The sequence below is a fragment of the Paenibacillus sp. BIHB 4019 genome (assembly GCF_002741035.1).
In the GTDB taxonomy this organism is placed as follows: Bacteria; Bacillota; Bacilli; order Paenibacillales; family Paenibacillaceae; genus Pristimantibacillus.
On sequence record NZ_CP016808.1, the window covers coordinates 3,314,862 to 3,337,251 of the forward strand.

General features: G+C 49.6%; 20 protein-coding genes. 18 read left to right on the forward strand and 2 right to left on the reverse strand.

All coding sequences use genetic code 11. The features are described 5' to 3' along the window. The first annotated feature begins 28 nt into the window (after nucleotides 1–28). From BBD42_RS14140 to BBD42_RS14180, 9 genes are all read left to right on the forward strand, one after another. On the forward strand, nucleotides 29–913 hold the full coding sequence (locus tag BBD42_RS14140) for an ROK family protein (RefSeq protein ID WP_099518659.1): 885 nt from the start codon (nucleotides 29–31) through the stop codon (nucleotides 911–913). 24 nt (nucleotides 914–937) lie between these two features. Continuing rightward, entirely contained in the window at nucleotides 938–2,416 is a 1,479-nt protein-coding gene (locus tag BBD42_RS14145; RefSeq protein WP_099518660.1) for a serine hydrolase domain-containing protein, read from the forward strand. Between the two features lie 387 nt (nucleotides 2,417–2,803). Further along, nucleotides 2,804–4,087: an AAA family ATPase gene (locus tag BBD42_RS14150; protein WP_099518661.1), complete on the forward strand. Its 1,284-nt coding sequence runs from the start codon at nucleotides 2,804–2,806 to the stop codon at nucleotides 4,085–4,087. A gap of 91 nt (nucleotides 4,088–4,178) precedes the next feature. Further along, a complete protein-coding gene (locus BBD42_RS14155) occupies nucleotides 4,179–4,985 on the forward strand; it encodes an alpha/beta fold hydrolase (protein WP_099518662.1) in 807 nt (268 codons plus the stop codon). Nucleotides 4,986–5,066: 81 nt separating this feature from the next. Further along, nucleotides 5,067–6,122: a LacI family DNA-binding transcriptional regulator gene (locus BBD42_RS14160; RefSeq protein ID WP_099518663.1), complete on the forward strand. Its 1,056-nt coding sequence runs from the start codon at nucleotides 5,067–5,069 to the stop codon at nucleotides 6,120–6,122. A gap of 288 nt (nucleotides 6,123–6,410) precedes the next feature. Continuing rightward, entirely contained in the window at nucleotides 6,411–7,832 is a 1,422-nt protein-coding gene (locus BBD42_RS14165) for an ABC transporter substrate-binding protein (RefSeq protein WP_481855951.1), read from the forward strand. A gap of 26 nt (nucleotides 7,833–7,858) precedes the next feature. Then, nucleotides 7,859–8,941 (forward strand): carbohydrate ABC transporter permease, encoded by a 1,083-nt coding sequence (locus BBD42_RS14170; RefSeq protein WP_099518665.1) that lies wholly within the window; start codon nucleotides 7,859–7,861, stop codon nucleotides 8,939–8,941. Beyond that, entirely contained in the window at nucleotides 8,941–10,035 is a 1,095-nt protein-coding gene (locus BBD42_RS14175; protein WP_099518666.1) for a carbohydrate ABC transporter permease, read from the forward strand. Before BBD42_RS14170 ends, BBD42_RS14175 begins: the two co-directional genes overlap by 1 nt. 84 nt (nucleotides 10,036–10,119) lie before the next feature. Next, entirely contained in the window at nucleotides 10,120–10,833 is a 714-nt protein-coding gene (locus BBD42_RS14180) for a Crp/Fnr family transcriptional regulator (RefSeq protein WP_099518667.1), read from the forward strand. A gap of 239 nt (nucleotides 10,834–11,072) precedes the next feature. On the opposite strand, the gene BBD42_RS14185 is transcribed toward BBD42_RS14180, so the two are convergent. Further along, on the reverse strand, nucleotides 11,073–11,960 hold the full coding sequence (locus BBD42_RS14185; protein WP_172455497.1) for an AraC family transcriptional regulator: 888 nt from the start codon (nucleotides 11,958–11,960) through the stop codon (nucleotides 11,073–11,075). A gap of 118 nt (nucleotides 11,961–12,078) precedes the next feature. On the opposite strand from BBD42_RS14185, the gene BBD42_RS32240 reads away from it, so the two are divergent. Next, the gene (locus BBD42_RS32240; RefSeq protein ID WP_099518669.1) at nucleotides 12,079–13,584 is read left to right on the forward strand and encodes an L-fucose/L-arabinose isomerase family protein; all 1,506 of its coding nucleotides are present in this window, start codon (nucleotides 12,079–12,081) and stop codon (nucleotides 13,582–13,584) included. 206 nt (nucleotides 13,585–13,790) lie between these two features. Here BBD42_RS32240 and BBD42_RS14195 read toward each other — a convergent pair whose 3' ends face one another. Then, on the reverse strand, nucleotides 13,791–14,168 hold the full coding sequence (locus BBD42_RS14195; RefSeq protein ID WP_150131549.1) for a YtxH domain-containing protein: 378 nt from the start codon (nucleotides 14,166–14,168) through the stop codon (nucleotides 13,791–13,793). A 224-nt stretch (nucleotides 14,169–14,392) separates the two neighbouring features. Between BBD42_RS14195 and BBD42_RS14200 the strand changes: the two genes are divergently transcribed. The 8 genes from BBD42_RS14200 (at nucleotide 14,393) to BBD42_RS14235 (ending at nucleotide 22,365) form a co-directional block, all read left to right on the forward strand. Next, complete coding sequence (locus BBD42_RS14200) at nucleotides 14,393–15,535, forward strand: PP2C family protein-serine/threonine phosphatase (RefSeq protein WP_099518671.1); 1,143 nt, start codon at nucleotides 14,393–14,395, stop codon at nucleotides 15,533–15,535. A 348-nt stretch (nucleotides 15,536–15,883) separates the two neighbouring features. Further along, nucleotides 15,884–16,210 (forward strand): STAS domain-containing protein, encoded by a 327-nt coding sequence (locus BBD42_RS14205; RefSeq protein ID WP_056037176.1) that lies wholly within the window; start codon nucleotides 15,884–15,886, stop codon nucleotides 16,208–16,210. Between the two features lie 2 nt (nucleotides 16,211–16,212). After that, nucleotides 16,213–16,683, forward strand: coding sequence for an ATP-binding protein (locus BBD42_RS14210; RefSeq protein ID WP_099518672.1), 471 nt, complete (start codon nucleotides 16,213–16,215; stop codon nucleotides 16,681–16,683). Between the two features lie 146 nt (nucleotides 16,684–16,829). Then, entirely contained in the window at nucleotides 16,830–17,375 is a 546-nt protein-coding gene (locus BBD42_RS14215; protein ID WP_172455498.1) for a DUF948 domain-containing protein, read from the forward strand. A gap of 57 nt (nucleotides 17,376–17,432) precedes the next feature. Further along, on the forward strand, nucleotides 17,433–17,885 hold the full coding sequence (gene rsbW, locus BBD42_RS14220; protein WP_056037167.1) for an anti-sigma B factor RsbW: 453 nt from the start codon (nucleotides 17,433–17,435) through the stop codon (nucleotides 17,883–17,885). A 44-nt stretch (nucleotides 17,886–17,929) separates the two neighbouring features. Next, complete coding sequence (locus BBD42_RS14225; RefSeq protein ID WP_237163518.1) at nucleotides 17,930–18,634, forward strand: sigma-70 family RNA polymerase sigma factor; 705 nt, start codon at nucleotides 17,930–17,932, stop codon at nucleotides 18,632–18,634. Nucleotides 18,635–18,829: 195 nt separating this feature from the next. Beyond that, nucleotides 18,830–21,526, forward strand: coding sequence for a CHASE3 domain-containing protein (locus BBD42_RS14230; protein ID WP_099518675.1), 2,697 nt, complete (start codon nucleotides 18,830–18,832; stop codon nucleotides 21,524–21,526). Next, complete coding sequence (locus tag BBD42_RS14235) at nucleotides 21,523–22,365, forward strand: CheR family methyltransferase (RefSeq protein WP_150131550.1); 843 nt, start codon at nucleotides 21,523–21,525, stop codon at nucleotides 22,363–22,365. Before BBD42_RS14230 ends, BBD42_RS14235 begins: the two co-directional genes overlap by 4 nt. Nucleotides 22,366–22,390 lie beyond the last annotated feature (25 nt).

Sequence of the window (22,390 nt, forward strand, 5' to 3'; positions counted from 1 at the left end):
ATCATAGGAATAGAAAGCAGGGATTATCGTGCGTATTGGGGCAATTGAGGCAGGCGGTACAAAATTTGTATGTGGTGTAGGCAATGAGCATGGCGTTATTGAGGATCGGGTAAGCTTCCCGACAGAAAAACCAGAAATAACGATGGCGAATGTAATCGACTATTTCAAGGACAAGCAGGTTGAGGCGATTGGCGTCGGCACATTCGGTCCGATTAATATTGATAAATCCAGCCCGCAATACGGGTTTGTTACAACGACACCTAAACCGGGCTGGGGAAATTTTGATTTTCTTGGCGCGCTGAAAGAACATTACAACGTGCCTTATGGCTGGGATACAGATGTGAATGCGGCGGCTTACGGGGAAGCGGTGTGGGGTGCTGCTAAAGGTTTGGACAGCTGCATTTATTATACGATTGGCACTGGCGTAGGCGTAGGCGTTTATTCGGAGGGCAAGCTGGTCCATGGGCTTGTGCACCCGGAGGGCGGTCATATATTGACTCGCCGCCATCCTGAGGATACCTATGATGGTTTTTGCCCTTATCATGGCGACTGCCTGGAAGGCGTAGCGGCAGGTCCTGCTATTGAGAAGCGCTGGGGCGTCAAAGCAGTCGAGCTTCCGCCAGAGCATAAGGCGTGGGAGATGGAAGCTTTTTATATCGCACAGGCTGTAGCAGGCAGCATTTTGCTGCTGTCGCCTCGTAAAATTATTTTGGGCGGCGGCGTTATGCACCAATCGCAGCTGTTCCCGCTTATTCACGCCGAAGTGAAACGCGCCTTGAATGGTTATGTGCAGGCGGCGGAAATTTTGAACAACATTGAAAATTATATCGTATCGCCAGGACTAGGCGACAATGCCGGACTGTGCGGCTCGCTTGCGCTTGGGCTTGACGCTTTGAAGAATAGCGGGAAATAAGCAGGCCATTAAAAGGAGACGACCATGCAGAAACCATATGAATTACCTCGTGCAACACCGGAAAGTCAGGGAATAAGCTCGCAGGCTATTCGTTCTTTTTTGGCAGGCATTGCAGATAATAAGTTGGAGCTGCATGGCTTGATGCTTGTCCGGCATGGGCATGTCGTAGCCGAAGGGTGGTGGACGCCCTATCAAGCAGACAGGCAGCATATTGCTTACTCGCTCACTAAAAGCCTGAGTTCAATGGCGATTGGCTTCGCGGTGGAAGAAGGGCTGCTTTCCGTGGAGGATGCGGTGCTGGACTATTTTCCCGAGGAAGCGACCGAGGAGGTCAAAGCCAATATGGGCGGGCTTAAAATTCGCCATTTGCTTACGATGTCCACCGGACATACAAACGACACGGCACGCTTTGATATGTTCCAATCCTGGCTGTCGGATCACGTCACTCCCAAAGTAGGAGACCGGGCCGACCGCAATTGGATAAAAGGATTTTTCGAGCAGCCGATTGATCGTGAGCCGGGCTCTTTTTTCCTCTACAACAGCGGGGCCAGCCATATGCTGTCCGCGCTTGTACAGCGGGTGAGCGGCCTTGCGCTGCCGGACTATTTAATGCCGCGGCTGTTTGAGCCGCTAGGTATTGAGCGTCCAGCATGGGATGCGGCGCCTGATGGTGAAGCTACTGGGGGCTGGGGAGCCAGGCTGAAAACGGAGGATTGGGCGCGTTTTGGCCAAATGCTGCTGGATAAAGGCATGTTTAACGGCAAGCGGATTATTTCCGCCGAATGGATTGAACAGGCGACTGCCAAGCAGGTGGACAACATCAATCATGGGGACGTCGTAACAGGCTCCGGCACAGATTGGCAGCAGGGCTATGGCTATCAATTTTGGCAATGCAGACATGGCGCCTATAGAGGCGATGGGGCTTTCGGCCAATATTGCGTCGTCCTGCCGGAGCAGGATGCGGTAATTGCCATCAACAGCTTTGTGCAGGATATGCAGCTAGTGATGGACATGATGTGGGAGCATTTGCTGCCGGCCATGCTGCCGCATGCGCTGCCAGAAAATAAAGCTGAGCTGGCGGACTTGCGGGAGAAGCTGGGCAGCCTTGCTCTTGTGGAGCGCGCTGCGCAGCCACGTCCTCTATTTGCCGAAGGCACGATTCGTTATGAGGTTGAGCCAAACGAGGATGGGGTCACAGAGCTTAGCCTGACTTTTGGCGGAGAAGTGACAACTTTAATGTGGAGCGATGCAGCAGGTGTGCATCGTCTGGACTCTGGTCATCAAGAATGGTATTATGGCAATGAGCTGGCCTATGAGGCCACAGCATCCCGTGCGACATGGCTGAGCAGCGACATGCTGGTTTTCGATATTTGCCGCGTCTTTACGCCTTATCATGACGAGGTAATATGCACATTCAGCGGCAGCCGTATTACGATCGCCTACAAGCATTTTGATTTTATAACCCGGCATGGCGAGCTTGCTGGCGAGCGGCTTTCAATCTAGCATTTGACGACTAATCTATTAAACTTGAAGCTGCGGAGAAAGGAGGCCTTTGGTCATGAAGCGTTTGTGTCATAGCCGTATAATGTCCATGGGCCTCTACGGGCCGTTTTAAGCATAAGCATGAAGAGGAAGTGGCTTATTTATTATAGGCTTCTGCCGCAGGCAGCTTCTCTTCATATGCAGGAAGACCGTAGGCTGATGGCTTGCGGTCTTTTTTTGTCCAAATATAGGAAATGTATATAATTTCGCCAACCTTTCTCTATATTTCTCGGACTGAAATGCCGCACGCCGCCAGAAGACGGCGATAGCCGCTTCAACTTGTGCCTGACGGGAGGGGCGGACAAGCCCAATCGTAATTCCTATTTTAAAGGAGATAATGCCCCATTTATGATTACCAAAACGTATAAACCTTATATTTTCAAAGCAGAAGCAGGCCAGTCCACCGATGATTATTTCAATTATGCAACGGCCGTCCAAACGATTAAGAACATGCTGGAGGAAGCATTCGACTCCCCTATGCAGCTGTACATGCAGGATGATGGGGACGATGTGTGGGATTGGGTGTCGGATGATCTCGCGAGCGGATACGAAGGGGTAAAGCGGGAGGCTGCTATATACGACTTGGTGGAGGATCGCTCATTCCGCTTTGAGGATTCGAAGTCTGAAGCCAATTACCGGATTAATCCTTCGCTGCGCAATAATGTCATTACGTATCCCGAATTTGAGGTAGCTTTCGCGCGTATCCCGTTTTTGCGCCAGTATGGCCTGAATACGGAAGATATTATTTTTGCGAAAAATGATGAGACGATGCGTGCTTTTCTCGAAGCGATGCAGGCGCGGCAGCTTAGCGAGCGGCGCGTGACGATTTTCACCGATACGAAGGAAGGGTTTGAGCGCAGCAAGGAGCAAATCACGCGTATGGTAGAGCGCGACGAGGTGATGATGAGCGATTCCTTGAAGCAGCAAATTTATCGTTCCATTGACGAGTTTTTCTCCAGGGATCGCGAGTTTTTCCAAACCTATAATGTGCCGTACAAAAGAGGCATTTTACTGTATGGCAAGCCGGGGAACGGCAAGACGACGCTCGTAAAATCAATCGCGGGCAGCGTAGAGGCTCCGGTCGCCTACTGGCAAATTACCGAATATACGACGAGTGATTCGATTCAACAGGTGTTTTCCGCCGCGATGAAAATGGCGCCTATGATTCTCGTCATTGAGGATATTGATTCGATGCCAGATTCTGCACGCTCCTTCTTCCTGAATACGCTCGACGGGGCAACGTCCCGTGAAGGTCTATTCCTGATCGGCACGACGAATTATCCGGAAAAAATCGATCCGGCGCTCATGAACCGCGCGGGCCGTTTTGACCGGGCCTATGAGATGAAGCTACCGGATCAAGAGCTGCGGCTCGCCTATTTGCAGCGCAAAGGGTTCGGGAGGCTGGCAGAGGAAGCCGATGGACTTATGGAGGACGCAGCGAAATTTACCGAGGGCTTCTCGTTTGCCCAGCTCAATGAGCTGTATGTGTCCGCGGCGCTGCAGAAGCACTATGAGCAAAGTGTAGATTTGAAGCGGGTCATTGAAGAGCTGAAAACAGACTTTGACAAGGATCGCCGCGGAGTATGGATGGCTGACAAAGGACAGAAGCCGGTTGGCTTTCAACCGCTTTAAGGGCGGCTGGCAGCTAATAAACGTAATCGGATGGCGGCAAAGGATGCTGCCATCCGATTACGTCTGAAATGAAAGGAGAGTCGAAACGGAAATGGATTATGGTTCAAATGCAATCTCGGTATCCCGGCATTCGCGTGGACGCCGTCGTTCGCCTTGGAAGCGAGTGCTGTTGTGGGCAGCCATTGTCGTCATTGTTCTCATCCTGGGAGTTATTTTGTTTTTGCAGGCGAAGACGTATAGTCCGCTGGAAGAAGCGCTGGCCGCGCTGGATAGTGATGGCTCGGTTCAGGTAAGCGAGCTGAAGCATGGCTACCGTTTTGAGCCGGGGGAGGGCAAAGAACTGCTTTCGCCTAACATTATTTTTTATCCAGGAGGGCTCGTCAAGCCGGAAAGTTATGCACCGCTTGCAAGGCGCCTCGCAGAAGCAGGACATCGCGTTTATATTGCTTCCATGCCATTTAACTTGGCGCTCACTGCGCAGGACCGCGCAGATGAATACATAGCGGAGCATCCAGAAGAAAGCTACGTGATCGGCGGGCATTCACTTGGCGGAGCATTTGCTGCGAGATATGCAGCAGAGAATCCGGATAAGCTGGCCGGCATCTTTTTCATGGGCGCATATGCCGATGACGGTGCTGATCTAAGCGGCAGCAAGCTTGCAGCCTTGCAAATTACGGGAACGCTGGATGCTGTGCTGAACAAGGAAACGTGGGAGCAGTCCAAGAAAAATTTGCCTGCGGAGCAGACCGAATATGTATCGATTGAAGGCGGAAATCACGGCGGCTTCGGTACCTATGGCAAGCAGTCCGGCGACAACGATGCAACGATTACGGCATCCGAGCAGGCGGACGAGGTAGCAGCCGCAATCAATGCTTGGCTTTCGAAGCTGCAAAAATAAAACGGTTGCAAAAGGATATTTTAGCCATTATAATGACGTTGAAAAGGTTTTCAAAAAAAGAAAATAAAGGATGGTTTGGCGATGAAGCCTACGATCCGCGACGTTGCTAGAATGGCTAACGTATCCATCAGCACCGTTTCCCGTGTGATGAATGCGCCGGAATCGGTCACGAAGGCTAAGCGACAGCGTGTGCTGGAAGCGGTTGAAAGCTTGAATTATCACCCGAATGCGCTGGCCCGAGGTCTTATTTTCAAAAAGTCGCAAATGCTTGGTGTTCTCATTCCTGACATCCGCAATGCTTATTTTGGCGAAATTATTCGCGGCATGGAGGATGCGGCTAAGCAGCTCGGCTACAATTTGATGATTTGCAATACGGACCGAGTGCCGGAGCGAACTATTTCTTATCTGGATACGTTGAACAAGCAGCAGGCCGACGGTTTATTGTTCGTCAGCGATTATGTCCAGAAGCAGTATTACGAGACGATGCAAGCTTGCGGTTATCCTGTCGTGCTTGCGTCTACCGTGTCTTTCGAATACGAGCTTCCATCCGTCAAGGTTGACGAGGAGGCAGCCGCTTTTGAAGCGGTCAGTTATTTAATTGAACAAGGGCACCAGCATATTGGCCTCATCTGCTTCACGCTGCCCGACCCCATCTCAGGTCAGACCCGCCATGACGGCTTCGTCCGGGCTCTCGAACAAAACAACCTCCATCATTGTGCAGACTACGTAGAGTTTGCAACACACTGGTTTGAAGAAGCATATGCAGCCACCTCCCGCTTATTCGACCGACACCCACACTTAACTGCTGTATTTGCTTGCTCCGATGAATTTGCAATGGGCGTCATTTCCTGCTTGCATGACCGCGGAATGCGTGTTCCCGATCAAGTATCCGTCGTAGGCTTTGACAACCTGCGCATGTCCTGGATGACGATACCTAAGCTGACGACGATTGCCCAGCCCATGTATGCGATCGGTTGGAGAGCTGTAGAAAAAATGCATGAGCAGCTTGAAGGAAGAGAAGCTGCTGTCCTAAGAGAATGGCTTCCTCACGAGTTAATCGTCAGAGAGTCTACTTTGCCTATGTCCCATACATTGTCTCATGCCTCGCATGACAGCATTGAGAATAAAAAAGCATAGGCCGATGCCTATTCGCTGTTCTTGTCACCCGCGTTTCATTTGCTGAATATGTTTAATGTAAGAATGTAAGCGTATTCATTTCGGGCGGAGCATGGGGCTTCGTCTGCCCTCTCGTTTCGTTTTAATCGTGAAGGGAGTGATGCAACGTTACATTTTGATGATAGTCTCCATATGAAGACAGCTTCCATGAACGGCGTACAACTGGCATACGTACATCATGCAGCGAACGTTCATCAACGAGAATGACTTGCGATTCACTTGACTATGAACGATAAGGGGATGGTTCTTTTGAAAAAGCCATTTAAGTTTGGTTATACGCTCGTGCTGAGCATGGTATTAATTTTGGCGCTGCTTGTTTCTGCTTGCAGCAGTGGAAATGGCGGGAGCAATAGCGCTGCAAGCGAGGAGCCAGCAGCGACAGCTACGCCTGAGGCTAGTGTGGAAGCTACGCAGGAACCGGCAGGAAACGCAGATGGTTCGCCGCTGGAGCAGGCGCTTGCCGGCAACTACAAAGGTACCAAAGTTACGATGTTTGGCCCATTCGTAGATGTGGACCAGGCGAAATTCGAGGAGAGCATTAAGGCGTTTGAGGAGCAAACGGGTATCGATATTCAATATGAAGGCTCCAAGGAGTTTGAAGCAACGGTTGCTATTCGGATCGATGGCGGCAATGCCCCGGATATTTCCGATTTCCCGCAGCCGGGACTGCTGGCGAATTTCGTGAAATCGGGCAAGGTTGTCGATGTGTCGCAATTTTTGGACGCGGATAAGCTGAAGGGCAACTACAATCAGAGCTGGCTGGATATGGCGACGATGCAAGGGCCAGATGGCCCGGTAATGGCAGGGGTATGGAACCGCAGCAGCGTGAAAAGCCTCGTGTGGTATCCGAAGAAAGAGTTTGATGATGCGGGCTATACTGTGCCGAAAACATGGGATGAGCTGCTGGCTCTAACCGAGCAAATCGCGGCAGACGGCGATCCGGCATGGGCCATTGGCATCGAGAGCGGAGCAGCAACCGGCTGGCCTGCGACTGACTGGATCGAAGATATTATGCTGCGCACCACAACAGCTGAAAATTATGACAAATGGGTCAAAGGCGAACTGCCATTTACAGATCCTGCTGTGAAAAATGCTTTCGAGAAGCTGTCGCAAATTTGGCTGAACGACGATTACGTATACGGCGGACGCAAGTCGATTGTAACGACCTCATTCGGCGATTCGGTGACGCCAATGTTCGATCATCCGCCTAAAGCCTGGCTGCATCGCCAAGCGAGCTTTATTACAAGCTTCTTTCCTGAAGGCTTGAAATCCGGCGAGGATTATGACTGGTTCTATTTGCCGCCGATTGATGAGGCCTATGGCAATCCTGTACTTGTTGCCGGCGATTTGTATGCGATGCATAACGACCGTCCAGAAGTGCGCGCGGTTATGGAGTTCTTCACGACAGGCGAATCGATTAAGACTTGGGTTCAGTCCGGCGGAGTGGTCGCGCCAATGAATGATGCAAGCCTCGATTGGTATCCGACGGATGTGGAGCGCAGAATGGGCGAGCTGGTGAAAAATGCTTCGACGCTTCGCTTCGATGGCTCTGATCTTATGCCTGGCTCGGTAGGAGCAGGCACGTTCTGGAAAGGCATGACGGACTATATTAGTGGTACCGTTGATTTGGATGGCGCACTTAAAGAAATTCAGTCAGGCTTCAATAATTAAAATTTAATTGAAGGAGGGGCTGGGCCATGCTAGCTTCCACGCCAAAAACGAGCAAATCGCGAAACGTTGCCGTTACTCTGGCTGTCGTGCTCGTCAATGCGATTTTGCACTCAAGCATTTACCTGTTTTTGCGCGATACGAATTTGCCATCTGTATTATATGCTTTGCTTGCTATCATTTGGGGAGTGCTGGGCGTTTATTCGATTTATTGGTCGTTTAACTGGGCAGTGGAGCAATATCCAGACATCTGGAAGCGGCGCATCCAGCCCTTTATTTTCGTAGGACCGGCAGCATTGCTGCTCGGATGGCTGCTGCTCATTCCAACGCTGCGCACCTTCTATATGAGCCTTATGGATGCGGGCACGGAAAATTTCGTCGGCCTCTCCAATTATGCCGCAGTTTTTACGAATCGCTTGCTGTTAACGGCGCTGCGCAACAATTTGATGTGGGTCGTTTTTGGCGCTACCGCCTGTATCTGCTTAGGGCTGCTGATTGCCGTGCTGGCTGACCGCAGCAGCTTCGAGAAGCTGGCGAAGGGCATCATCTTTATGCCCATGGCGATTTCGTTCGTTGCTGCCGGCGTCATTTGGAAATTTATTTATTTTTACAAGCCAGGAGATGAGCAAATCGGTTTGCTCAATGCGATCGTGGTCGCCTTCGGAGGGGAAGCGCAGGCTTTCACCAGCATGCTTCAGCCATGGAACAACCTTTTCCTCGTCGCCATTCTGATTTGGATGCAGACGGGATTTGCGATGGTGCTGTTCTCGGCGGCGCTCAAGGGCGTGCCAGAGGATATGCTTGAGGCGGCGCGGATTGACGGCGCGGGGGAAATTCGTATTTTTCGCAGCATCATTATTCCGGCCATTTCAGGAACGATTTTGTCGGTATCGACGACGATTGTTGTATTTACGCTGAAAATTTTCGATGTCGTCATGGTCATGACTGGCGGGCAATACGATACGGAAGTAGTGGCGACGCAGTTTTACCGCCAGTTTTTCATGTATCGCAATGCCGGATACGGCTCAACGCTGGCGATTGTGCTGCTCATCGCGGTTATCCCCGTCATCATCATTAATTTGCGGCAGTTTCGGAAGCAGGGGGGATTCTGATGAAGCGGACAAGGAAAAAGACGATGTCGAAAACGATCGTCAACGTCATACTCGCTTTTATTTGCTTCATCTGGCTCATTCCAACGGCAGGCCTCTTGGTCTCCTCGTTCCGGCCTGCAGTTGATATTTTGCAAACCGGCTGGTGGACGGTATTCCCGCACCGCGATTATGTCACGCAATCGACGATTGCGCTGCCGAAGGAAACGGATTTGCGCCAGCCGATTGAGGTGAATGGCGAGGTGTTTAACGATGATCAGCTGCGCAGCGGCGTCACGGCGCAGGATGGCAGCAGGCTGATTTGGGAAAACCGCCGGGCGCGTACGATCCAGGTGCAGCAGCCGGACTGGAAGGTAAACACGAATTTTACGCTGGAAAACTACAATGGCGTGCTGACGGGCAAAAACTTTGAAATAATGCAGGCAGATGGCACGCTTAGATCGCAAAAGGGAGAAGGGCTTTCCAAAGCCTTCCTCAATACGATGGTTGTGACGATTCCATCGACGATTATTCCGATCCTGATCGCGACATTTGCCGCGTATGCTTTTGCATGGCTGCGGTTTCCGCTGCGGCGATCGATGTTTGTCGCCGTCATTATGATGCTCGTTGTGCCGCTGCAGGTTGCGCTCATCCCGATTTTGAAGGATTACACGGCACTCGGCCTCAATGGCAGCTACCTGGGCATATGGATTGCGCATACGGGCTTCGGCCTGCCGCTGACGATTTATTTTATGTATACGTTCATTAGCCAGCTGCCCAAGGATCTGTTCGAATCGGCGTTTATGGACGGAGCTTCGAACTTCACGATTTTTACACGGCTCATACTGCCATTGTCGGTTCCAGCGATTGCGTCCATTGGCATTTTCCAGTTTCTCTGGGTGTGGAACGATTATTTAGTATCCTTGGTGTTCATCGGCAGTCAGCCGGATGTGCAGGTCATGTCTATGCGAATTGCCGCAATGGTAGGGTCAAAAGGAAGCGATTGGCATCTGCTGACGGCAGCTGCATTCGTCTCGATGCTGATGCCGCTAACCGTATTTTTCGCCCTGCAAAAATATTTTGTCCGAGGCTTATTGGGCGGCTCGGTGAAAGGTTAGGCAGCGAGTGGCGCCTCTCCTTCAAGAAACCCGTGCGTATGCCTGAAAGATTGGGTACAATAGCTGGGTAGGAGGAGATTGAGGATGTCAGATATTACATTTTTGCGCAACTTCCCCTTTTTTGAACATTTGAATGATTTGGAGCTGGCGGCAATTGCTCCGCTGTTCGTGACGAGAACTTTTGCCAAAGGCGCCCAGCTGTTCTGGGAGCAGGATGAAGGCGATGAGCTGTATATGATTAAAGCCGGAGCGGTGCAAATTTACCGTCATGAGGAGGATCGCGAGGTTATACTCGCCATTTTCCATGAGGGGGACTATTTTGGCGAGATGGCGCTGATCGACAGCACGAAGCTGCGTTCTGCCTCGGCAAAGGTATTGGAGAAAAGCACGCTTTATGTGCTGAAGCGCGAACAGTTTTTTGGGCTGCTGAAGGAAAATCCGGCCATTGCGATTCATATTTTGAGCATTACGCTGGAGCGTCTGCGCAAAGCAAATGAGCTTATTACCGATTTGACGATTTCGAATGCGCGTACGCGCATTTCGCGGCTGCTGCTGCGGCTGTCGGATAAATACGGAACGACGATTGGGCTGAAGCTGACGCATCAGCAAATTGCCGATATGACGGGAACGGTGCGGGAGACAGTAACGAAGGTGCTGCTTGAAATGCAAAATGAAGGTTATATTCGCATTGTGAGCAAAAAAATCAGCATTTTGGACAAAGAGCAGCTGCAAGTCATCGGCGCCATCCAGCTGGATGGCCGGCTGAACGATGAGGGCCCTATCGCTCGGGAAGGATGAATGCAACTATTTTTCGAAAATGTAATTTGAATTACATTTTTTTGCGGGAGAAGTTGTTATGATCTAAAAGAAGAAGATAATAATAATGACGTGATGTCATCCTCTCGTTTATTCATTACCTATTCATAATGCGCTTCTGAGCGAAGCGCCCTCTCTATTAAGCAAGCATGATGCCTTGCTAGAGGCCGCCCTGAAAGTAGTGTTTCACTACTGGGGTGGCCTTCTTTTTTTATTCCTGCTTAACGGATAGATGCTGGCTGCCATTGCTTACGGTAGGCAAGCGGCGTTACACCCTCCCTCGCCTTAAACAGGTTGATAAAATGGCTGACGTTGTCGATCCCTACGAGCGGGGCAATATCGGCTACAGGCTGATCCGAATACTTCAATAGCTCCTTTGCTTGTGAAATACGAATGCCAATGACGTATTCGTGGGGAGAGAAGCCTGTATAGCGCTTGAATTGCTTGGCAAGATGGTATTTGCTCACCGCATGCTGGCGTGCGAGCTGATCGAGCGTCATTTTCTGGGCATAATGCTGTTCGAATTTTTCAATGATTGCCGCAATATAGGGCGGAAGCTCTGTGCTCAGCGGCTCGGGTTCATGCGCGGCAAGCAGTGTCTCGGTTAGAAGCTCAGCGAGCAATAGCGAGCTGGCCAGCTCTGTGCGCATGCTTTTTTGCCGATTCAGTTGCAGCAACTGCGTAAGGCAAGCCTGAATGCGGCACTCTGGCCGAAGCGTAACGACTGGAGAGCCGCTTGCAGCAAATGGCTCATAGTAGCCGCGTGCGGTGCTGCCGTTGAAGTGTACCCATAAAAGCTCCCAATTGCCGCCCGCAGCAGCATCTGCGGCATAATGCTGGTAGCTCATGCAATCGATGAAAAACAACTGGTGAGGCCGCAGCTCATAAGTAACGTCACGGTACGTCAAGCGGCCTGCACCCGCTAAAGTATAGACGAGCAGAAACGATTCAAGCTGCTCCCGCTCGGTATAGTAAGGGGCAAAGGCCTGAAAGTGCCCGATTTCCTGAATGTAAAAAAGAGCGGATTTCGCGAATGAGGATGGTGTAGCGGCTAAGCGGACGGATTCAGGCGTCCAGGCATGAATGGCTTTTTCACGATAAGCAGACATGGACGAAGGCCTCCCCAAGATTGTATTATTTTTGCACAACTTTGCTTGATGTTTATTATAATGTAAGCCTTTACAATAGTCATATAAAACATGATTGTAGCTGAGAGGATGATTCGTCATGTCACTGCTGACACCGATTAAGCCTGCCCGCAAACCGAGAATTGGCATGTATTCTGTTGGCCTGCGCGCGTATTGGGAACAGTTCCCCGGCCTGCGCGAGCGTCTTGAGCAATATGGGGCATTTATTGAGCAGAAAATCGCCCAGTGGGCCGATGTATTTCATTATGGTCTGGTGGATACGGAAAGCGAGGGGCGCAGCGCGGGAGAATGGCTCAATACGCAAAATGTAGATTTAGTGTTTTGCCATGCCGCTACGTATTCAACCAGCTCGACGGTATTGCCAATCCATCTAATCAATAAAGCGCCGGTCGTGTTTCTTAATTTGCAGCCGACCGAGCGAATGAATTATGAAGGTTCGACGACAGGAGAATGGCTGGCGCACTGCGGCGCTTGTCCGGTTCCGGAGTTTGCTAATGCGTTTAATCGTGCCGGTATACCATTTAAAGTTGTAAATGGCTTGCTGGGACTAGATTATACACCGGATATTTCGCTGACGAATGAGGGAACGAGCGGGCGTAAGGAAGCTGTACGCGCCTGGCGTGAGATTGAGGAATGGGTAAGGGCGGCGGGTGTTCCGCGCACGCTGCGACATAGCCGCTTCGGTTTTCTTGGCAATACGTACAGCGGCATGCTGGACATGTATAGCGATTTTACGATGATTCAGGCTCAGACCGGCCTTCATATAGAGGTGCTGGAAATGTGCGATTTGGATCGCATACTAAGGTCGGTTACGCCGCAGGAAACGAAGCGCAAGCGGGATGAAGTGCTGGCGATGTTCCAGCTCAGCGGCGATTCTCCTTCTGATCCAATTGCCAGAAAACCGACGGAGGAGCAGCTTGAATGGTCGTGCAAGGTGGCGGCAGCGCAGGAAAAGCTCGTACGCGAATATGGTCTGGATGCGCTAACCTATTATTATCATGGTGCGCCGGGCGGTGAATACGAGCAGCTGCAAGGCGGCTTTATTGTGGGGCATTCTTTGCTGACAGCCAGAGGCATTCCTTGCTCGGGAGAAGGGGATTTGAAGACGGCTGTCGCTATGAAAATATGCGATATTCTCGGCACAGGCGGCAGCTTCTCGGAAATCGTCGTTGTCGATTACGTTGATGAAACGATTTTGCTTGGGCATGATGGGCCGTTTCATATTGCGATATCTGAGGGGAGACCTGTATTGCGCGGCATGGGGCTCTTTCATGGCAAACAGGGAACAGGCGTATCCGTTGAAGCGAAGGTACGAACGGGACCGATTACGACGCTGAACTTGACCCAGACAGGAGATGGCAGGCTTAAACTGATCAGCAGCGAGGCGGAGTCTACGAACGGCCCGATTATGCGTATTGGCAATACGCAGACGCCAGTAAAATTCAAGCAGCATCCAGACGATTATATGACGGCATGGTTTGCCGAAGCGCCGACCCATCACTGCGCCATGTCGATCGGACATAATGCCTCGCTGTTCAGCAAGGTTGCGGAGCTCATGCAGATCAAGCATGTGGCGCTGGGTTAGACGTTAGCTAACAAATATTCAGCTGGTATGACAGTTGCGCTGTCTCTTAGCAACAGCAGCTTTGTTGCTTATCCTTGCTTTTAAAGGCATACAAAATAAAGGAGCCATCCCTGAGGAGGCTCCTTTATTTTGTACGCCTAATATTCGAACACCTAGTTATTATTTGACTATGAATGAAGGAGCGTTAAGGTTAAGCAGCGGTGCGATTAAACTTTCGGCGCGTCAAGCTGCGCCTTAATGCCTTCCTTCGCCTCTTCAGCCTTCTCTGATACTGAACCAATGATATGCTCGGCGCTTTGCTTTGCATGGTCGGCTACGTCGCAGGCCTCATCGCGAACCGTAGTGGCGATGCTTTGCGTTTTGTTGCCTATCGTAGAAACGAGATCGCTAGTTTTCTCGCTAATGTTGGAAGCCAGGCGACCTGTTTTTTGGGTTAAATCGGAGCAGGTATTGGAAAGAGATTTTCGCAGCTCGGAGCCTGATTTCGGAGCAAGCAGCAGGGCCGACAAAGCGCCGAGCGCACCTCCAATAAGAATTCCCGCGAGCAGTCCGTTTGATTTTGCTTCATTTACAGGGTTTGACATATTAATCCTCTCCTCTTATCTGGTTATCGTCTCTCATGTCACTAAGTAACCTGCCTGGCTGTTTTTGAAACAAGCTTTAAGATGTGAAGTGGCAACCAAACTAGGCGGAGGGATCATTTTATATAGGAATGGAATGGCATTATCGTTTATGATATAACTACTAGAGCGTTTCACTTTGAAAAAAAAGGTTGATTAAGTTGTAGCAACGAAAGGAGCGCGAACATATGCGAATTGCAATTGTGGACGACAACGCTACGAATTTGCTCATAATAGAGAAAATACTGCAAAAAGCCGGATACACGAAATTAGCAACAGCCTCCTCAGCGATGGAGCTGTTTGATATTTTGGAGCTGGATGAGCCGAATGCGACGGAACAGCCGGTTTCTCTCATTCTAATGGATTTAATGATGCCGGGCATCGATGGCATTGAAGCGTGCAGGCGCATTCAGGAAAGCGAGCGTTACCGCGATATTCCGGTTATTTTTGTTACGGCGCTCGGGGATTCCAACAAGCTGGCGGAAGCGCTGGACGCGGGAGCGATCGATTATGTGATGAAGCCGATTAATAAGGTCGAGCTTCTGGCTCGCATTCGCTCGGCGCTTCGTCTTAAATATGAAAAGGATTGGCATAAGGAGCGCGATCAGCGGATTTCCTTCGAGCTGAATTTGGCGAAGCAGGTGCAGCGCAGCATATTAAGCGATCCGATAGACAATGAACGGGTAAAAATCGATGCGATTTATCGGCCGTCCTCCGAGCTGGCAGGCGACTTTTATGCCTGGTATTGCTTAGGCGGCGGAAAATATGGCGTGATTTTGCTTGATATGATGGGCCATGGCATTTCTTCCTCGCTAGTGTGCATGTATATTTATTCGGCGCTGCAGGATACGATCAAAAGCATTTCCGATCCCGAGCTCGTCGTGCTTGAGCTGAACCGGAGAATGATGCAGCTGCAAGGCTCGAATCAACTGATGAACTATTATTTTACAGCTATCTATTATGTGCTGGATACGAAGGAGCAAACGATTGAGTACGTCAATGCGGGGCATCCCGCTGGCATCGCCTTTGTGGACCAAAAACCGCAGCTGCTGACGGAAGGCTGCTGCGCCTTAGGATTTTTTGATAACATTGAAGTGAAAAAAGGCAGCATTTCTTATCGCAACCAAGTGAAAATCGTGCTTTATACCGATGGTCTGCTGGATCAGCTTGCCAAAGGACAAGAGGATGACGTTCAGCAGCTGCAAGCAAGGCTGGGTGAAGACGGGGAACAGCTTGAGGATCATGTGCTGAATTTGTTCGAGGGTTTAGGACAGGTAAGCCAGCAGGACGATATATGCCTCGTGACGGTCGAGACAAAATTAAAGGCGTAATAGATAGCACGAGCGAGATGCAAATAAAAAAAATGATAGGCCCAAAGCTGGCAGCAAGCTTTTACGGAAAAATAATTTTGAAATCGTTGCTCGCCAGCTGTTTCAATCAATCCCAAACGGTTTAATAAAAGGATATCTGACTATTTCAGCAGATGCTGGTTTTGTTATGAACAGCATGATTGGCTGCATATCCCTTCATTGTAAACGTAGGCATGATAAACGTAATAGTCGCTTTCATCCCGCAAGCGGCAAGCAGGCAGCTGATCTTTCAGGCCCTCAGTTCTCCGCTTGTGCAGTGAAGGTGATATTGATATGATCTATTTAAAATTTGCCTTGGGAGTGTGTTCAATGACGTTAAACAAATTTCAGGCCGTTATTCATGAAACGGATAGCGCGATAATTGTACAAGTAGGCGGTGAGCTTGATTTGGCCGCAGCGCCTGAGCTGCGCTCCCTGCTTGAAACGGTTGTCAATCGTACGGAGAAAACGCTGGTTCTTGATACGGAGCGCCTTGCTTATATCGATAGTACAGGTATCGGCATCGTGGTGTCGGTCATTAAAGCGCGTGATGAGAAGAAAGCCGAATTTATCGTTAAAAATATTCCAAGAAGCATTAAGCGGCTATTTGATATTACAGGCATTTCAGGTTATATCAACGAAGGGACCGTAAGCTAAGCATGAAGCGTATTGTGATGCAAATACCGGCGGACGCACAATATTTGGATATCGTGAGGCTTGGCCTGTACGGTATTGCTTCTAAAATGGGTTTTTCGTACGAGGATATCGAAGATATGAAGGTTGCTGTGGGAGAAGCTTGCAATAACGCTGTTTTACACTATACGCCACATCAAGCGGGCGAGCGGGAGGCGGCCGAGGCTGTTGAGGCCGCTGAGGACGAGCTCCAAATTATAGTAGAATTTGAAGTGCTGCCAGATAGCTTGACGATTAAAATTACGAATAGCGGAGCAGGATTTGAAGCTGGCGCCTATATGGAAAAGGCAGGGCCGCTCGAAGGTGAAGATACGAGCGGTTTGGAAGTTGGCGGACTGGGCTTGTATTTAATGCAAGCGCTAATGGATGAGGTTAATATACATTCCGCCGAATGTACGCAGGTTGTCATGACCAAGCGCCTTCTGCCGCTGCAATAACACATAACCACGACTAAGGCATGGGACGCCCCGGCAAGTCGTGGTTTTCTTTTTTCTATCGCTAGCCGGCAGTTGTTTCATTCCTTGTGGAGCAGGGTAACTTAAACGTAACAAGAAGCACAAGGAAAGTAAGGGAGGTTATGCTTATGCTATGGGAAATAGGGGTTTTGATAGCGGCAATTGCTTTTGCAATACTCGTTTATTATGTGATAGAGGCGCTTAGATCGCTTAAGTATTCTCTTGATGAGATGAGGGTAACTTTAGTCGAAGTGAAGCATGAGATATCGGCAATCGGTACAGAGGTGAAAGGGGTCGTTCAAACGACAAACTCTGTTGCAGATGATGTAAATATGAAGCTCAAATCGCTTGATTCGCTGTTTGGCTCGCTGGATGATGTAGGCCATGTCGTTCAGGAAGCGACCTCGGCGGTTAAGGAATCGGCTGTCGCACTCATTTCCTCTGTGAAAACAGGGCAGAAGATGCGGAAAGAAAGAGCCGTCGTACAAGCCAAAGCGGAAGCAGCAAGGCCGAAAGTGGCAGTGAATAGCACGAAGACGGAATTAATTGCCCAAGGTGCAACGCTTGCGGCGAAGGTGCTGCAGATGCTTGTAGAGCGTAAAGCCAATACGGCAGCAGCAGACAACGTATCCAGGCCAACTGCTATGCCTAATACAGCTTCAAGCAGACAGTAAACAGATCTTTTTCAGCATGACGTACAGAACTTAACATTTTACTGTAGAAAGGAAAGAATGGCTGATATGAAAACATCGGTGCAGTTGACAATTCCAGCGGAGGCAGATTATCTTGATATCGTAAGATTGACCTTATATGGTCTTGCCGTTAAATTAGGTTTTGAATATGAGCAAATTGAAGATATGAAGGTAGCTGTGGGCGAGGCGTGCAATAACGCGATTATACATGGCTATGAGCATCGCGGCTCGGGCGAGCTTCATGTAAGTTTTGAACAGCAGCTTGACGGCTTGAAAATTTGCGTTCGTGACAATGGAACCAGCTTTAATTATGAACAGGCTGTCAATCGCACAGCGGGAGCGCTTCATGCGACGAGGCTTAGCGAGGCTCCAATTGGAGGACTTGGCCTATATATGATGCAAGCGCTCATGGATCATGTGGAAGTGAATACGACTAGCGGTACGGAGGTCATTCTTACCAAACTGCTTGGCAGAAAAGAGGAGATGGCATGAGTACAAAACCCTCCTCCAAAGCTCCAAGCGAAATAGCCGCATTCATGCAAACTTACCGTGATGAAGGTTGTAATGAAGCGGCTACGGCGCTGCTGGTGCATTATGAGGATATCGTTCGGATGGCTGCTGGCAAAATGTCTCGCAGCCGCCCGGATTTATATGAGGATTTATATCAGGTAGGCCAAATGTCGCTGCTGCGGCTCTTTAAACAATATGACCCTTCAATCGGTATTCCGTTTGAAGGTTATGCGATGAAAAGCGTTATTGGCAACTTGAAAAATTATTTGCGTGACCGCTCTTGGTATATTCAAGTGCCTAGACGTGTAAAGGAAAAGGGCAGCATGCTTCAGCATGCGATTGATGAGCTGACGGTAAAGCTGGAACGCTCGCCGAAAGTGGAGGAAATCGCCGCCCATTTGGAGCTTACGCAGGAAGAGACGATTGAAATTTTGGCAGGGCGTGATTATTATCATTACACATCGCTTGATACGCCGTTGACGAGCGAAGGGGATGGCGCTTCTATTGGCGATCTCATTGCGAATCCGTCCGATGAATTTAAAGCGCTTGATATGAAGCTGGATATAGGTGAAGCAATGAAAAGCCTTAAGGAAGAAGAACAGACCGTCATCCATTTAATCTATCAGGAAGGCCAGTCGCAGCGAATGATAGCCGATAAGCTTGGCGTTTCGCAAATGAGCGTTTCCCGTATCCAGAAGCGCGCGATTGAGAAGCTGCGGGCATGGCTGTAGGTTCCTCCAAGTGCCTCGTTTCCTTGCCATACTCTTAACAATGATGATAGAGTTATAGGTATGGTGGGAATGGAGGAATGACATATTTGGCGTTCGATACGCTTTACGATAAGAGCGAAAATTTTATTAGGCTACCTTAGCATTTTATTATGTTTAGCTGTTGCAATTGTCATTATTGTTACCCGGATAAACGCTTTGCAGAGCGAAATCAATTTCATTGCAGATCACGACATTGCCGTTCATGAAATGGTCGATCAGCTTGAAATCAATATGCTGGATATGCAAAATGGGCAGCGCGGCTACGTCATCAGTGGTGACGAGAAGTATTTGGTTCCCTATAACGATGCCAATTTAATATGGGGGAGCAATTACAATGCGCTCCATGAGCTATTGAATGATAATCCTGCCCAACAGGCAAATTTAGAGGAAATTAAAGCGAATATTGAGCAATGGGGCAAGTTTGCCGGACAGCCCGTTGTCCAACTGCGTAAAGAAAACAAGATGGATGCGATTCGTACTTATTACGCTAGCGATCTCGGCAAGGAGATTGTGGAAAAGGTGCGTACCCAGCTGGATCAGCTTCGTACTTCGGAGAAGGCGCTTACGAAGCAAAGGGTGGAGGCGCTCTCACAAAATAATCTCAATTTGCAATATATATTATTTATTGCATTTGCGTTAGTGACGATTAGCGCGATTGCTGCTGCTGTATTCGTCTCAGGCGCCATCGTTCGTACGATTAGGGATGTCAAACATACGATTCGCAGCATCATTGCTTCAGAAGGCGATATTAATGAGCGTATTCGGGTGAATACGAAGGATGAAATTCGCGAGCTAGCCGAGGCGACCAATGAATTGCTCGACAACGTCAATGAAGAAAGCTGGGTACAGAAGCGTACCGTGGAGGTAGCGGATATGTATCAGGGCTTTAAGCATATTACTGATCTGTCCGAAGCCTTTGTCTATCAAGTAACGCCGATGCTGGATGCTACTTATAGCGCCATTTATTTGCGCCATGTCCAAAATGGCGTAACTACCTATGTGAAGACGGCCTCCTTTGCAGGGCATGAGCATGCGATCGAAGCAGCTGTAAGCTTCAAGCCTGGAGAAGGAATTGCTGGCCAATGTGTCGTTGACAAACGGCTGTATCATCTGACTGATTTGCCAATGGGATATGTGAAAGTCCGTTCTTCCTTAGGGGAGGCTTCTCCACGAAGCTTGCTGGTAGCTCCGATTTTCTTCGAGGGCAAAGTGCTGGCGGTTGTGGAGTTTGCCTCCTTAGGAACGTTCGACGACAAGCATCTTACGCTTATTAAAGCGCTGCAGGAAAGCCTTGGCGTAGCTATAAACAGCGTCGTAGGCCGTATGGAAATCGAGCGTCTGCTCAATGAATCGCAAATGCTGACCGAGGAGCTGCAGGCGCAGTCCGAGGAATTGCAGGCACAGTCTGAGGAAATGCAAATGCAGCAGGAGCAGCTCCGCCTGACGAACGACTATTTGCAGGAGCAGCGGGACTTGGCTGAGCAGCGCAATACCCAGCTGGAGCAGACGAAGCACGAGCTTGAGGATTATTCGGAGAAGCTTGTGCAGAGCTCGCAATATAAGACGGATTTTCTGGCCAATATGTCGCATGAGCTGCGTACGCCGCTAAACAGCATTTTGATTTTGTCGCAGATGCTTTATGAGAATGAAAATAAGACGATGACGGAGGAAGAGCAGCATTATTCCCACGTCATCCATTCGGCGGGCAAAGATTTGCTTAGCCTGATCGACGATATTTTGGACTTATCGAAAATCGAAGCCGGCAAGCTGGAAGTGACGATCGATGATGTCAATATGACAGAAATTCCAATGCTGATGCGCCAGCTATTCGATCCCGTAGCGGAGAAAAAACAGCTTCCCTTCGTTACTGTCTTCGATGAGCAAGCACCGCCTATTATCTCGACGGACGGTCACCGCTTGCAGCATATTTTGAAAAATCTGCTGTCTAATGCCTTTAAGTTTACAGATAGCGGTTCCGTGCGCCTCCGTATTTCTTCTGTGGAACAAGCACGAATGCTGGAGCTGTATAATGGCGAGGCGCCATCCGATACGATGATTGCCATTTCGGTAAGCGACAGCGGCATTGGCATTTCGCCAGACAAGCAAGCGATTATTTTCGAAGCGTTCCAGCAAGCCGATGGGACGACGAATCGCCAATATGGCGGTACGGGCCTAGGCTTATCCATCTGCCGTGAATTTACCCGCCTGCTTGGAGGCAGGCTGCAGCTTGAGAGCGTGGAGGGCGAGGGAAGCACGTTTACATTGTATTTGCCAAGCTTGAATGAAGAGTTTGCAGCGTTCAGCCAGGAAATGCTGAATAGCCGTGACCAGTCGGCAGCTGGTGCCAATACCGTAATATGGCTTGCATCTGATGATGCTGGAAGCGACTCTAATCAACTGCATGATGAAGGACTTAGCGAGGAAGAAGCGGCGCAGCTAAAAGCTCATATGGAGGATACGCGGCTATTTGAGGGGAAACGGGTGCTGCTCGTCGATGACGACGACCGCAATGTGTTTGCTCTTAAGACGGCGCTTACCAGCAAAGGGGTTATCGTGGAGTCGGCCAGCAACGGCAAGCTCGGCTTGGAGCTTTTGAATAAACAACCTGATTTTGATATTATTCTTATGGATATTATGATGCCGGTTATGGATGGATTGGAAGCTATACGCAGCATCCGCAGCAATCCGATGCTGAAAGAGCTGCCGATTATTGCGCTCACAGCGAAAGCGATGAGAAATGATCGGGAGCGCTGCATGCAGGCGGGCGCCTCGGATTATATTAGCAAGCCGCTCCAAATGGAGCAGCTTTACTCGCTGCTGCGCGTATGGATGACGAAGCAGGAGGGCCGATGAATCAAGAAGTGGAGAACGTAGAGCTGGAATTATTTTTAGAAGGCATCTACCGTTATTATGGATTTGACTTTCGGCATTACATTCGTTCGTCTCTCTTGCGGCGGATTCAAAATCGGTTGCGAATAGAAGGCATTCCTACGATTACGAGATTGCTTGATCAGGTGCTTCGGGATAAAGAAATGCTGGACAAGGTGCTGCATGATTTCTCCATTAGAGTAACCGAAATGTTTCGGGACCCTGGGTTTTTCCGCGCTCTGCGCCAAGAGGTGATTCCTTATTTGCGGGGGCTTCCGGAAATAAGAATATGGCATGCTGGCTGTGCGACAGGCGAAGAGGTTTATTCTATGGCGATTTTGCTCAAGGAGGAAGGCCTCACGCAGCGCAGCAAAATTTATGCGACCGATATGAGCGAGAGCGCGATTGAGAAGTGCCAGCGCGGTGCATACCCGCTAAAGCAAATGCAAATTTATACGAAAAATTATATGGAAGCGGGCGGAATGATCGCCTTTTCCGAATATTACCAAACGGATCATCAATATGCTTATTTTTTGCCGGAGCTGCGGGATAATATTATGTTCGCCCAGCATAACTTGGTGACGGATGGCTCGTTCAATGAGTTTCATCTAATCATTTGCCGCAATGTGATGATTTATTTCGACACCACCTTGCAGCAGCAAGTCCATAAGCTATTTTATAGCAGCTTGGCGGCAGAGGGATTTCTTGGATTGGGAAATAAGGAGTCCATTGTCCAACTGGATAAGCATTTGCAATATGCCGAATTTAATCCGAATGAGCGGATCTATCGCAAAGCAGCATTAGGCGGAGAGGCCGCAAAATAGGCTTTATAATGAAAAGAGCGGCTTG